The organism is Chondromyces crocatus (assembly GCF_001189295.1).
GTDB classification, from domain to species: Bacteria; Myxococcota_A; Polyangia; order Polyangiales; family Polyangiaceae; genus Chondromyces; species Chondromyces crocatus.
Window position 1 is genome coordinate 7,656,760 of the sequence record NZ_CP012159.1, and the last position, 13,511, is coordinate 7,670,270.

General features: G+C 67.7%; 9 protein-coding genes. 5 read left to right on the forward strand and 4 right to left on the reverse strand.

What is annotated here, in order from left to right:
• Nucleotides 1–66 precede the first annotated feature (66 nt).
• The 4 genes from CMC5_RS27425 to CMC5_RS27435 all read left to right on the forward strand — a co-directional run bounded on the left by CMC5_RS27425 (nt 67) and on the right by CMC5_RS27435 (nt 7,172).
• Nucleotides 67–2,124 carry a TonB-dependent receptor plug domain-containing protein gene (locus CMC5_RS27425; RefSeq protein WP_245677777.1) on the forward strand — a complete coding sequence of 686 codons (2,058 nt, stop codon included), beginning with the start codon at nt 67–69 and terminating at the stop codon, nt 2,122–2,124.
• Between the two features lie 4 nt (nt 2,125–2,128).
• Nucleotides 2,129–2,548, forward strand: a complete 420-nt coding sequence (locus tag CMC5_RS48995) for a hypothetical protein (protein ID WP_082362843.1) — start codon at nt 2,129–2,131, stop codon at nt 2,546–2,548.
• 264 nt (nt 2,549–2,812) lie between these two features.
• A complete protein-coding gene (locus tag CMC5_RS27430; protein WP_050433179.1) occupies nt 2,813–4,108 on the forward strand; it encodes a PAS domain-containing protein in 1,296 nt (431 codons plus the stop codon).
• A gap of 304 nt (nt 4,109–4,412) precedes the next feature.
• Complete coding sequence (locus tag CMC5_RS27435; RefSeq protein WP_050433180.1) at nt 4,413–7,172, forward strand: beta-propeller fold lactonase family protein; 2,760 nt, start codon at nt 4,413–4,415, stop codon at nt 7,170–7,172.
• A 52-nt stretch (nt 7,173–7,224) separates the two neighbouring features.
• Here CMC5_RS27435 and CMC5_RS27440 read toward each other — a convergent pair whose 3' ends face one another.
• On the reverse strand, nt 7,225–8,196 hold the full coding sequence (locus tag CMC5_RS27440; protein WP_050433181.1) for a quinone oxidoreductase family protein: 972 nt from the start codon (nt 8,194–8,196) through the stop codon (nt 7,225–7,227).
• Nucleotides 8,197–8,365: 169 nt separating this feature from the next.
• Here CMC5_RS27440 and CMC5_RS27445 point away from each other — a divergent pair, with 169 nt between their 5' ends.
• Nucleotides 8,366–8,545: a hypothetical protein gene (locus CMC5_RS27445; RefSeq protein ID WP_050433182.1), complete on the forward strand. Its 180-nt coding sequence runs from the start codon at nt 8,366–8,368 to the stop codon at nt 8,543–8,545.
• Between the two features lie 94 nt (nt 8,546–8,639).
• On the opposite strand, the gene CMC5_RS27450 is transcribed toward CMC5_RS27445, so the two are convergent.
• The 3 genes from CMC5_RS27450 to CMC5_RS47885 form a co-directional block, all read right to left on the reverse strand.
• A complete protein-coding gene (locus CMC5_RS27450; protein WP_169796677.1) occupies nt 8,640–9,548 on the reverse strand; it encodes an alpha/beta fold hydrolase in 909 nt (302 codons plus the stop codon).
• A 125-nt stretch (nt 9,549–9,673) separates the two neighbouring features.
• A complete protein-coding gene (locus tag CMC5_RS27455) occupies nt 9,674–11,041 on the reverse strand; it encodes a zinc-ribbon domain-containing protein (protein ID WP_050433184.1) in 1,368 nt (455 codons plus the stop codon).
• A 294-nt stretch (nt 11,042–11,335) separates the two neighbouring features.
• On the reverse strand, nt 11,336–13,333 hold the full coding sequence (locus CMC5_RS47885; protein ID WP_245677778.1) for a sigma 54-interacting transcriptional regulator: 1,998 nt from the start codon (nt 13,331–13,333) through the stop codon (nt 11,336–11,338).
• Nucleotides 13,334–13,511 lie beyond the last annotated feature (178 nt).

The window sequence follows — 13,511 nt, forward strand, 5'->3', positions numbered from 1 at the left end:
TCGTCGCTTGACCGGGCGCCTGGCCCCTACCATTCTGCCTCCCCCTTCCCTTGGAAGCGCGCGAGCATGCGCCCCAGGCCATCTTCCCCTCTCCAGCACCTTCTCGATGGGGTCATCGTCGCGCTGACGGTGAGTCTCGGTGCGGGGACGGCAGCCGCCCAGCCCACCGCAGCACCTGCGGAACAGCCTTCCGCAGCACCTGAAGAGCAGGATGGTGAACCAGCAGCTCCGCCTGACTCCCAGGCAGCTGTCGACCCCGCCTCTGCCGCCGAGCCGCCGACCTCCGGGCCGCTCGAGATCATCGTCGAGGGCGAGCGCAATCCGGCAGGCTCGAGGGGGCTCTCTCGCCGTGAGATCCGCGAGATGCCGGGGGTGCTCGGAGATCCCTACCGCGTCATCGAGATCGCGCCGGGTGTCACCCCGACCGTCAGCGGGTTTCCCTACTTCTTCATTCGAGGCGCTCCTCCCGGCAACATCGGGTACACCTTCGACGGCATCCAGGTCCCGCTCCTGTTTCACGTGGGAGGCGGGCCCAGCGTCATCCCTCCCGCGCTCGTGCAGCGCGTCGATCTCCACCTCGGCCCCTACCCCGCCCGGTTCGGACGGCTCGCGGGCGCCGTGGTCGAGGCCGAGGCGGCGCCACCGCCGTACGATTTCCGGGGTGAGGCGAGCTTGCGCCTCGGCGATCTCGCGGGGCACGTCGAGGGGCCAGTGCGCGACGACCTCACGGTGTTCGTCGCCGGTCGCTGGTCGGCAGGCGTCGCACTCATCACCGCGCTCGTGCCGAGCGTCGACCTGAACTACGGCGACTACCAGGCACGCGCCATCTACGAGCCCCGCAAGGGGGAGCGCATCTCGGTCTTCGCCTTCGGGGCCAGGGATTACCTCGCCGCAGCGATCAACGGCGAGACCCCGGAGGTGCTCCTCGATAGCGATTTCCATCGCCTCGACCTGCGCTATGGGCGCGATTTCGACAGCGGCACCATCGACGCGGCCGTCACGCTCGGGCTCGATCAATCCCGCGGCCTCGGTGGTGTGGAGCGCGCGAGCGACTGGAAGCTCGGCGCGCGCACCCGCTTCGTTCGCCAGCTGGGTTCGCGCGCCATTCTGCGCGGTGGGCTCGACATTGCACTCGATGATTACGACATCGACAAGGGCGGCGCCGGCGGCAGCGGCGGGCTGTTCCCCGAGGTCTCGACGGGCCAGCTCCAGGATGCCTTTTCCGAGCTGTTCCAGAGCCGCCTCGACGTCGCCGTCGGTGCCTGGACGGAGGCCACCGTGGCGCTGAGCGATCGCTCCACGATCACCCCTGGCCTGCGCGTCGACTACCACACCTCCATGGGAGACGCCTCGCTCGCCATCGATCCGAAGCTGGTCGGGAGCTTCGGTGTCGGCAAGCACCTGAAGCTCATCCCCGCCATCGGCGTGGCATCGCAGCGCCCGGGCTTCCTGCCGTTGCCAGCGCTGCAGATCGCCGGCATCCCCGGGGGCCTTCAGCGCAGCTTGCAGACCAGCTTCGGCGCCGAGGTCGAGGTGGGGCCGCTGCAGGTCGGCGGGACCCTCTTCCGCCAGGTCACCTTCGGCCTCACCGACGCGCTCGGCACCGGCCGCGGGACCGAGCTGTCCTCGGAGAGGTTTCTCGCCCGCAGCCTCGGTGATGCCTACGGCCTGGAGATCGGCGCCCGCGGCGCATTGCGACGGGATATCCTCTTCATGGTGTCCTATACCCTCTCGCGTGCCACGAGGGAGCGCGATGGTGTGACCGTCCCCTCCGCCTTCGACCGGACCCACGTTCTGCACGCCGCCTTGCTCTACGATCTCGGTCGCGGCTGGCGCGCCGGGGTGCGCCACGTCTTCTACACGGGCTTCCCTGCCGACGAGGTGGCCGCTGGACGCCCCTTGAACGAGCACCCCGATCGCGTGCGCCCCTTTTACCGATTCGACCTGCGCGTCTCCAAGCGCTGGCGCGTCGGTGAGACCGGGTACATCAATCTCATCCTCGACCTCCAGAATGCGACCTTGAGCCGTGAGGTCCTGGATGTGACCTGCGATGCAGCAGGCTGTTCGCCTCGGATCTTCGGCCCGATCACGCTGCCTGCCCTCGGCCTCGAGGCCGGGTTCTGAGGCGATGACCTCGGCATCGACGAGGCCAGGGGCGCCGGGGACCGCTGGAGGGTCCCCCGTGACCCCTGATGGCCGTTATCTCGTCGTCCGCGGGAGGCTCTGGCGATGCGCCAACCCATCGCTCGACCCCGAGACCCGACGCGCCCTCGTCGAGAGCCTGATGCGCGCGCGCCGGGAGGTCGGCCAAGCCCTGCGTGCAGGTGACGCAGCCGACCTCAGCAGAGCGCGGGCGCGCGTTCATGCCGCCAAGGTGGCGCTCGGGGAGCGTGGACCGGTATGGTGGACCGACGGCGCCCCGGATCATAACCGCCGCCTCGTCCAGAACACGCCCTATGCCGGGTGGTACGCCTCCCTCACGGAGCGAAGTGACGCCGCCCCCCCTTCTGCTCGTTCCCCACGGCGCGGCCGCAAACGCAATCGCTAGCGATTGTTCGAATTCATACCCTCCGCGCGGGTGGATCCATGCACCTCGTCGCCACGAACGCACCTGGAACGGCGATGACCACGCACATCCCCTTTCGCCGCGCCCAGGGCATACCGTATCGTACCAAGTCCCGTTGAGAGCAAAGATGTCCCGCGCTCTGGCCGTCGCGGCCAGCGCGATAGCAGTTGCGTCACTGCAGCCCGGGCTACAGGAATCGTGAGGGAATGGGCGTGCGTGACGAGTTACGGATCTCGGAGAGACAGGATGCTTACTGAGGAGCCGACCTACGACGTCTTGAAAGCCGAAAATGAGTTCCTCCGTGCCCGGGTCGTGGAGCTCGAGCGCGCCCTCGGCGAGTGCGAGGAGCTCACCGAGCACGAGCGACGGGTGCCTTATCGGAAGATCTTCGACGCGCTCCCCGTCTCACTCGGCGTCTATCGACGCGACGGCCTCAACGTCGCCATGAACGCCTCGAGCCTGGAGCTGATCGGCGGCGTCCGCGAAGACATCATCGGCAAGTTCAACATCGTCTCCGACCCGTCATCCATCACGGCGGGCTTCGTCCAGAACTTCGAGAGAGCTGCCGAGCAGGGGAAGAAGATCACGATGCCCCCCTGCGCCTACGACACGACCGGGTCGAGCCTCGCCACCGTCGACGAGCGCGTGGTGTGGACCGAGACGACGTATGTACCCATCCACGGGGACAAGGGGGTCGAGTTCCTCGTCGAATGCAATGTCGACGTCACGGATCGCCAGCGCACGCAGCGCGCACTCGAAGAGAAGCATGCGCTGATCCAGACGCTCATCGACAATGCCCCCATGAGCATCTTCGCCAGCAACCTGGAGGGCCAGGTCACCCTGGTGAATCGACGCTGCGCCGAGGCGCTTCGAATCCCCCCTCAGGAGATCCTCGGCAAGACCGCGCGCGAGCTCCTCCCCCCGGAGATGGCCCGGACCTCCATCGCCCAGGACCTGGAGGTCATTGAAAAGCAGGCCGCCATCGAATGGGAGCAGGAGCAGATGCTCGCCGATCGGCCGGGCGACTTGATTTTGACCAAATTCCCGCTCCGAGACGCGAGCAACAGAATCAATGGGGTGTGCGGCATCTCCATCGACGTCACGGAGCGCAAGCGCGCCGAGGCCGACAACCGACGCCTCCAGGAGGAGATCATCCGCATCCAGGAAGAGAACCTCCGCGCCCTTTCGACGCCGCTCATCCCCATCGCCGACCGGGTGGTGGTCATGCCCCTCATCGGCAGCGTGAACGATGCGCGCGCGCAGCAGGTCATGGAGACCCTGCTCGACGGAGTGACGCGTCATCAGGCCACCATCGCCATCCTCGACGTGACCGGCGTTCCCATCATCGACAGCCACGCCGCGGATGCGCTGCTCAAGGCCGCGCAAGCCGTCAGCCTGCTGGGCGCCCGGATCGTGATCACCGGCATTCGACCCGAAATCGCGCGGACGCTCGTCGAGCTCGGCGCCGACCTCCACGGCGTCGTGGTGCTCAGCACCTTGAAGAGCGCCGTCGCGCACGCGCTGCGCGGCCACATCCGCTGACGAGCACCTCCGGGCCTGACGTCTTGGCGTCGGGAAGCGGGCAAAGCCTCCGGCCGCATGGATCGGACGAGCCGCCATGAGCGCTGGCTGACATCGACGTCCCGCAGTGAGGCATACCGAGAGACACGCTGCGAAGCTGATCCGCCTGACGACAAGGTGGCGGTGGATCACGCATAGAGACCCACAGGGAATGCTTCGCCCTCTGCGCTCTGCTTGACACTGATTTAGGCCCCAGGGCACCTTGGATGCTCCGGTATTCACGTCTGGTGCCGGATCACATGAACCTAGCGCTCAGGGAGGCCATATGTACGGGCTCCGACTCCGCCGCTATCTTACTGCGCTCGTCGCCGCCACGCCGCTGTCCGCGCTGACGCTCGCAGCGCCCGCGGACGCTGCGCCGAATTACACGCTTTTCGAGAGTGGTCACGTGCGACCACTCGCCATGTCCCCCGATGGGAAGCATCTATTCGCCGTCAATACACCCGATGGACGACTGGAGGTATTTCGAATCACCAGCTCCGGAATCGAACACCGCGCCTCGGTCCCGGTCGGCGTCGATCCCGTCGCCGTCGCTGCCAGGACCAATGCCGAGGTCTGGGTGGTCAATCACATCTCGGACAGCGTCAGTATCATCGACGTGAGCAATCCCACGAGGGCGCGCGTCGTCCGCACGCTGCTGGTCGGCGACGAGCCCCGCGATATCGTCTTCGCAGGCCCTGGACGTCGTCGCGCGTTCATCACCACCGCCCACCGCGGCCAGAACAGTCCCATCGACCCTCAGTTCACCACCCCCGGCGTGGGTCGCGCGGACGTGTGGGTCTACGACGCGATGGCGCTCGGCCCGGCCCTGAAGGCGCCCCCGCTCACCATCGTCACCCTGTTCAGCGACACCCCACGCGCCCTCGCGGTCTCACCCGATGGCACCAAGGTGTATGCCGCGGCGTTCCACTCCGGCAATCAGACCACGGTCGTCAGCGATCTCCTGGTCCCTGACGGTGGAGAAGCCATGGGTGGCGTCCCCGGCCCCAACACGAATTTCCAGGGCCTGCCCCAGCCCGAGTCCTCGATCATCGTGAAGTACGATGGCGCCAACTGGCTCGACATTCTCGGCCGCAGCTGGGATGACCAGGTCAAGTTCTCCCTGCCGGACAAGGACGTATTCGTCATCAATGCGATGGCCAATCCGCCGACCCAGCTTGCCGGATCGGCAGGCTATTACACGGGCGTAGGCACGATCCTCTACAACATGGCCGTCAATCCCGTGAGCGGGAAGGTCTACGTCAGCAACACCGACGCGCTGAACGACACGCGCTTCGAGGGGCCTGGCATCTACGCGGGCGAGACGCTGCGAGGGCACCTGCACGAGAGCCGGATCACCGTGCTCGGAACCGGGAGCGTCCTCCCGAGGCACCTCAACAAACACATCGACTACGACACGTGCTGCGCCCCGCTCCCCAACAGCGAGAATGCGAAAAGCCTCGCATTGCCTCAGGAGATGGCAGTCAGCAGCAATGGCGCCACCCTCTACGTCGCCGCCCTCAGTTCCCAGAAGATCGGCGTATTCGACACGGCAGCGCTCGAGAACGACACGTTCGTGCCCGACGAGAGCACGCACATTCCCCTCTCCGCAGGAGGCCCCGGGGGGCTCATTCTCGACGAGGCGCGTCAGCGTCTCTACACCCTCACCCGGTTCGACAACGCCATTTCCATCATCAACACGGCGACCCGCACCGAGACGGCACACGTCCCGCTGTTCAATCCGGAACCGGCGCACATCGTCCAGGGACGACGGTTCCTGTACGACGCCGCATTCTCGTCGAGCCATGGCGACTCTTCGTGCGCCAGCTGCCACGTCTTCGGCGACTTCGACAGCCTTGCCTGGGACCTGGGCAACCCCGACGCCGAGACCATCACCAACCCGGGCCCCTTCCTCCTGGAGGACCCCGACGATCCGAACTACCGCCCGCTCAAAGGCCCGATGACCACCCAGAGCTTGCGGGGGATGGCCAACCACGGACCCATGCACTGGCGTGGCGACCGCACCGGCGGCAATGATGCCCCCTCCGTGCAGCCGGACAGCGGGATCTTCGACGAAAAGGCCGCCTTCCACCAGTTCAATCCGGCCTTCCCCGAGCTGCTGGGGCGAGACAGCGAGATCTCCCACGGGGACATGGATGTCTTCGCGGAGTTCGCTCTGGAGATCACCTATCCGCCCAACCCCGTCCGGGCCCTCGACAACGCGCTCACGCCGGATCAGCAGGCAGGCCGCGATTTCTACTTCGGCCCCCTGTCGGACGTCAGCCACAGCTGCGAAGGCTGCCACCACCTCGACCCGAACGGGAACCCCGGGGCATCCAGGCCAGGGTTCTTCGGCACCGAGGGATTGAGCACGTTCGAAGGGACGCCGCAGACCATGAAGGTCGCGCACCTGCGGAACATGTACCAGAAGGTCGGGATGTTCGGCATGGCCGAGGCCCCCGGGATCGAGCCGGGGGACAATGGCTTCACGGGCGATCAGGTCCGTGGCTTCGGCTTCCTGCACGACGGCATGATCGACACCATCTTCCGCTTCATGCACTTCGGTTTCGGCGAGAGCCCAGAGAACCCCGAAGGCTTCCCCATCGGCCCTTCCGGAACGCTCCTCCGTCGGCAGGTCGAATCGTTCCTCCTCGCCTTCGACTCCAACATGGCGCCCATCGTCGGCCAGCAGGCGACGCTCTCGGCCACGAGCGGCGCCGACGTGCATGCCCGCATCACCCTCCTGCGCAAACGCGCCGAGGCGGGGGAGTGCAATCTCATCGTCAAGGGTCGCGCCCTGCAGAAGGAAATCGGCTTCGTGTACAGGGGTGGCGGGCTGTTCGAGACCGATCGCGCGCAGGCCCCCTTCGTCCACGATCTCGCCCTGCGACTCCTCGGTCAGGTGCTCTCGGTCCCCCTGACCTATACTTGCGTGCCACCGGGCTCCGGCTACCGTCTCGGTGTCGACCGTGACGGCGATGGGTTCCGGGATGGCGACGAGCTCGCGGCTGGAAGCGACCCTGCCAACCCGGCGAGCACGCCTTGATCGTTCCCTCAGCTCATCCCTGACGCTCTCATCAGCGTCGCCGAGCAGCTCCTCAGTCCGGAAGCAGCAGGATCTTTCCCGACGTGGCGCGTCCCCCGAGGGCCGAATGCGCTTCGGCCGCCTGGGCCAGGGGATACGTCACACCAATGCGGAGGGTCAGCTCTCCTTTCTGAATGCCGAGCAGCACGTCACTCGCGCGGGTGAGCAGATCTTCCCGGGTCGCCGTGTAATCTCCGAGCGTGGGGCGCGTGAGGAACAACGAGCCGTGACGCGCGAGGAGCTGCGGGTCGAATGGCCCCACCGGGCCACTCGACTGACCGTAGAGCACCAGCATCCCCCGACGTCGTAGACACGACAGGCTGCGCTCGAACGTATCTCGTCCGACGGAGTCGTAGACCACCGAGACGCCCTTCCCTCCCACGAGCCGCTGCGTCTCTTCCGCGAAATCCTGCTGCGTGTAGACGATCACCTCGTGGGCCCCCGCGTCTCGCGCGAGGGCCGCCTTCTCCTCTGTCGACACGGTCCCGATGACGAACGCCCCGGCGCGCCGGGCCATCTGGCAGAGCAGCAAGCCCACGCCCCCGGCAGCGGCGTGGATCAAGCACAGGTCCCCAGGACGAAGCGGCCACGTCGTCTTCGCCAGGTACTGGGCGGTCATCCCTTGCAGCATGGCCGCGGCCGCCATGCGCGCATCGACCCCTTCCGGCACCGGGACCAGCTTGGAGGAAGGAATCACCACGTGCGACGCATAGGACCCAGGCCCGGCGGCCCACGCCACGCGCTCTCCGACCCCCACTTCGGTGACGCCCTCGCCGACGGCCTCGACCACACCGGCCCCTTCCAGCCCCAGGGGCATGGGCTGCGGCATGGGGTACTGACCACTCCGGTGGTAGATATCGATGAAATTGACCCCCGCAGCCTCGATGCGAACGAGCACCTCCCCCACCGCCGGCGCCGGCGTGGGGAGCTCTTCGAGCTTCAGGATCTCGGGGCCACCCGGCTGATGCGGTCGGATCGCGAACATGCTACGGGTGTCCCCGCGCAGCACACCGCTGTCAAGAAAGCCGGATGGTGAGGCCCTTTTCAGGGCATCCCTGCGCTGTTATCGAAGCTCCGCCCCCCGAGAAGCCTTGACGACGAGGTGTGGGTGGGTAGGCTGCGAGCCCCTCGCTCAAGAAGGTCGAATTCACATCATGGCGAACACTTCGAAGTGGAACGTGCGGTTGCGTCACGAGTGGCTTTCCTCCCCGCTCAAGAAGAAGCGTGTGAAGCGGAGCCAGAAGGCCCGGATCGGCCTCCTCGATGCGGAGAACCGCAAGGCAACCAAGGAAGAGAGGAAGCAGGCCTCGTCCGAGCAGCAAGCTGCGGGCTGAGACCTCTCCTTTCTCGGCATGCCTCGACGCGACGCCGCCTCGGCGTCGTGACCCCTCACCCGGCCGTCCTCTCTCTACGCCGGGTGGATGACGCTCAGCAGGCAAAGAACGACGTCAACGCTTCGTTCACTTCCTCTGGCCGCTCGCGCTGGAGAAAGTGTCCTGCGTTCACGATCTGTCGCGACTCGAAGCGACCTTCGTAGAAGCGCTCCTCTCCGCGACCACACGCCACGCCGATGCAGCCATCGTCCATGCCGTGAAGGCGAAGGGTCGCGACTGTCGTCGGCGCGAGCAGCAAGCGCCTCTCCGGCCCCGAGAGAACGCACGGGATGGCCCGGTAGTAGCCGAGCACCGGTCCGATGCGCTCACGGATGCCTCGCTTGACGGAGCGGAGCTCCTCCACCGAGGCAACGTGGCCAGGCGACCAGTCACGCCAGAGCCGGTCCACGAGCGCCAGATCGGCTGCGCGCAAGCGCGCCTCGGCGACGCCCGGTATCTGAAAGAGGCCCATGTACCAGGAGCGTCGGAGCTGCGCCGGGGTGACCATCCGTGGCAGCAAGGCGCGCAGGTGAGGGATGGCCAGGGCGGCGAAATGCGAGACCCGATGAGGGGCGAGCGCCACGAGCGCAAAGCCCGCGACCGCCCCCCAGTCGTGTCCGACGAACCTCACGGGCGTCCCAGGTGAGAGCCGATCGGCGAGCGCGAGCAGATCGCGCGCGATGGTGACAGGGTCGTACCGACCGCTCCGCGGGACACCGCTCGGCGCGTAACCCCGCAGCGTGGGCGTCACCACGCGATACCCGGCGGCGACCAGCGCTGGCACCTGTGCATGGAACGTCGTCGCGTCGTCGGGAAAGCCATGCGCCGCGATCACCAGAGGACGCGCAGCGATCGGCTCGACATCAGCACGAGCGGCCGCCGAGACAGCGGGTGGACGTTCGTCACTGACCTCGTACGCCAGCGTCACATCACCGAGATCGACGCGATGAGAAGCTCGCCACACGTGGATGTCGGCGGAGGATAGCCGATGAGGTGGCGCAGCAAGAAGAGCGCCTTCGAGCCGTTCGGCTGACTTCGGTGTTCTGGAGCAAGCGCCGCGGAGGCCTCCGAGGCGCCTTGGGTGGGATGCTACTTGCCCTTGGCAGAGCACTGCATGTTGCACATCAGATCGTCAGGACGGCAGCCGCAGTTCCCACGGGCAGGCGGCTTGGCCGTCGCCGCCGGCGTCGCTGCGGTGGGAGGCTTCGACGCAGCGCCGCTCCCGGAGCCCGACTTCGTGGTGCTTCCACCGCTCGCCGGACGCGAGGTGACCGGCTTCGACGCGGCCACGGCACTCGCGCTCGCGCTCGCCGTCGGTGCCGCCGCCGTGGCCCCTGGATCGATCGCGCTCGGCGTGGGCTCGGGCGTGGGCTCGGGCGTGGGCGCCGTGGTCTGCACGGGCGCTGGCGTCTCGGCCCCCGTCGTCTGCACCTGCGGATCTCCCCCCTTGGCGGCGAAGAACGCACCAGCGATGGCCAGACCTGCCACTGCGATCCCGACGCCCACGAACATCGGGCCTCGGTTCTTGGGGGGCGTGTCGGCGATGGGCGCAACCGACGGCGCGGCCGATGCGGGCGCGCCGAGGGCACCGATCGGCGCGCTGAGCTGGAACAGCCCGCCGTCATCCTGCACGATCGCGGCTGCAGGCGAGGGAGCGGGCGCCCCTGCTGCCAGCGCCTTCAGATCGATGAGGCCCGAGTCGTCGCCGCGCGCCGTCGTCTTCGCTGGAGGCGAAGCCGAGACCGTCGACGACTTCGACGTGAGGGCCGACAGCGAAAACAGGACCGAATTCTCCTCCCTGCGCCCCGCGCCACCGCCACCGCTGAAGAGCGGCGCGCTCGTGGCCACGTCGTCGCTGGGTCGCTGCGACTCCCGCCCGCCCGCGCCGAAGAGATCGGCGCTCGGCTTGGCAGGATCCCGACGCGCTGCGCGCGGTGCGGAGGCAGCCACCGCCTCGGCCGACACCCCGCCCCCCGAGGAGGGCCCTGCTCCGTAGCCCGACGTGGCGCCGTATGCGGGCGCAGCAGCCGCGCTCGGAGCGGCCACGGGCTCAGAGGCCGTGCTGTAGGCAGGTGCAACGTCAGCCGACGTGCCACCGCTCAACGCGGACACGATCGACTCGACCTGCCCGAGCGGTTGCCAGTCCGCCATTCCATCCGCCCACACGTATGTATCGGCGGTGACGGCGCCGCTCTGGTAGAGCGACACGAGCTCCGGGAGCGACAGCGTGCGCTGATCTCCCTCGGCCACGTTGACCAGGTACGTCGTGGCGTCGCCCGGAACTCCGGCGGCCGACACCGGATCGGCGATGCCGCCTCCAGTCCCGGCCACCGCCCCGGAGCTGTTCACCAGGATCGTCGCACCGCACTTGCGGCACTTGATCTTGACGGTTTTGCCTTGGACCTTCTCGTCCGAGACCGTGTACTTCGACTGGCAGGACTGGCAGGTGATCTTCATGAGGGCTTCGCTCGCAGGGGCTGGCTCCGACGAGGCATGAGACGAGTGTAACCCGGCCGCGTGCCTCTTTGCCCGATTCCTGACGGACGTCTTGCGCGGATGGTCTCGCTGCGCGCCCCACAAGATTACTCAGGTCTGCGGCGAGAGGTAAGCCCAAGCCGACGCATCACGTGCGTGTCTCAGCTTTTCTGCCTTCTCCGGCTCGAACAGCGACCGGAAAAGCCGCGGCGCACATGCCTCGGGAGCAACTGTGCCAGCGTCTCCCACCCCCGTGCCCCCCCTTTGCGAGACGGATCACGTCGCGTCGCGAGTTCCTCCTTCGTCACCCGCGTGCTCCTCGGTGCTGGCTTGGACCTCGTCGGCTCCCTCCTGCGGCTCGGTCTCGCCCGCCTCTTGCGGCTCGGCCGCTTCCGGCGCCCCTTGCGCCTCCTGTCCTCCAACGTGCTCACCGTAAGCCTGGAGCTTGGAGTAGAGGCCACGTCGGCTGATGCCGAGCACCCGCGCCGCGCGTTGCTTGTTGCCGCGAACCGCCTCCAGCGTCAGCAGGATGAGCTGCCGCTCGGCGTCCGCCAGCCGTGTCCCCACGGGCAACCGGAGCACCAGCGGATGCTCCCCTGCATCACCACTCTCTCGGGTAGGCTCGTGCTCCCGCACGCCGCCCTCCGCTGTCCGCGGCACCTGTCCGAGGGGAGGGGTCGCGACCACCGGCATGGGAGTCGCGATCCGCGGCTCACCGACGAGGGTCGACGACACCGTCGTCACCGGACCCGCCGACGACAGCGTCGCCGGTTCTGCCCCGGCATCCAGGTGGGTGACCAGGGTCCCCGGTGTCCTCTGCGGGTCGAAGGTAGGCGCAGCCCATCCCGAGATGGTCCCATCTGCCGAGAGCGGCGCCGTCCCCGCGTTGATCGACGGGGGCGTGCCCCCCTCTGGAGCGCGACCTTGCGGCCACGCGGCGTTCACGTTCCACGAGCCGGGGCCCGCCTCCGAGCGCGGCGGAGCCTGACCAGGCCAGCTCGCGGCCACCCCGGAAGGTACCCCTGCCGTACTCGACGGCACGGGCGCTCGGCCTTGCGCCTCCGAGCGCGGCCCGTGTGCGTGGCCAGCCCGCCGCTCGATGCGGCCCTGACCGATCTGGACATCGTCCGCGCCCACGATCTCGCCTGGCGCGAACAGCGCCGTCTGCTCCATGACGTTACGCAACTCGCGCACGTTGCCGGGCCAATCGTGCTCCCCCAGCCGCTGGATCGCCGCCTCGCTGAGCCGACGCGCCGGCGTGCCGTAGCGACGCGCGAACTTCACCAGGTAGCGCTCGCCGATCGGATGCACGTCCTCACGCCGCTCCCGGAGCGGCGGCAAGGTGATCGTGAAGACGTTGAGCCGGTAGTACAGATCTTCTCGGAAGACGTTCTCGTCCACCAGGTCGAGCAGATCCTTGTTCGTCGCTGCGACCACCCGCACGTCGGCCTCGATCTCTTTGCGCCCACCGACCCGGGTGAAGCGGTAGGTCTCGAGCACGCGCAGCAAGCTGACCTGGACCGCCGAGTCCATCGTCCCCACCTCGTCGAGGAAGATGGTCCCGCCCGCGGCCGCTTCGAATTTTCCTTCTGCGGCAGAGAACGCCCCGGTGAACGATCCCTTCTCGTGGCCGAAGAGTTCGCTGCCGATCAGCTCACGCGGGATCGCCCCCGTGTGCACCGGCACGAACGGCCCGTTGCGGCGGCGGCTCCGGTTGTGGATCGCGCGCGCCACCAGCTCCTTGCCCGTCCCGCTCTCGCCGACGATCAGCACCGGCGCCATGGTCGCGCCGACACGCTCGATGCGCGCGAAGACATCGCGCATCTTCTGCGAGCCACCGATCATGCCCTCGAAGACGAGCTGACCGTCCTCCTCATCGCCGAGTGCCACCGGCACACCGTCCGAGCGCAAGAGCTCCCGAACGAGCGAGACCAGGCGCGCCGGATCCAGCGGCTTCTGCAGGTAGTCGGCAGCACCGAGCTTCAGAGCATCCACCGCGCTGGCGATCGAGCCCGACCCGGTGACCATCACCACAGCCGGCGGAGGTACCTTAGGCTCGGGCGCCTCGGGGTCGCGCGTGTTCAGGCGCCGCATCAGATCCACACCGGTCATGCCGGGGAGGTTCAGGTCCGTGACCAGCACGTCGGCTGGCGTCCGCTGATGCACCTCGAGTGCTTGCTCCCCGCTCGATGCAACCACCACCTCCAGCCCTTCGTGGCGAAGCACCGCCTCGAGGATGGCGGCCTGATCGGGCTCGTCCTCCACGAGAAGCACACGACCGGCGCTGTTCCCACGATGCGTGGGCCGCGTGGGGCTACGAGGAGTCGCCAGGTAACCTTCGTTCGGACCCAACATCATCTCTCCCTGATCCTGCTGATCCTGAGCCTGCGAGGTGGACCCGAACGGCGATTCGGGCCCAAGAAACGTACCGCCTAACTTGTAGCCTCCGTCC

What these genes read in the sequence shown, in the direction of transcription:
- CMC5_RS27435 (WP_050433180.1), top strand. Translation starts at nt 4,413, where the DNA reads ATGTACGGGCTCCGACTCCGCCGCTATCTTACTGCGCTCGTCGCCGCC.
- CMC5_RS27455 (WP_050433184.1), bottom strand. Translation starts at nt 11,041, where the DNA reads ATGAAGATCACCTGCCAGTCCTGCCAGTCGAAGTACACGGTCTCGGAC.
- CMC5_RS27430 (WP_050433179.1), top strand. Translation starts at nt 2,813, where the DNA reads ATGCTTACTGAGGAGCCGACCTACGACGTCTTGAAAGCCGAAAATGAG.
- CMC5_RS27445 (WP_050433182.1), top strand. Translation starts at nt 8,366, where the DNA reads ATGGCGAACACTTCGAAGTGGAACGTGCGGTTGCGTCACGAGTGGCTT.
- CMC5_RS48995 (WP_082362843.1), top strand. Translation starts at nt 2,129, where the DNA reads ATGACCTCGGCATCGACGAGGCCAGGGGCGCCGGGGACCGCTGGAGGG.
- CMC5_RS27425 (WP_245677777.1), top strand. Translation starts at nt 67, where the DNA reads ATGCGCCCCAGGCCATCTTCCCCTCTCCAGCACCTTCTCGATGGGGTC.
- CMC5_RS27440 (WP_050433181.1), bottom strand. Translation starts at nt 8,196, where the DNA reads ATGTTCGCGATCCGACCGCATCAGCCGGGTGGCCCCGAGATCCTGAAG.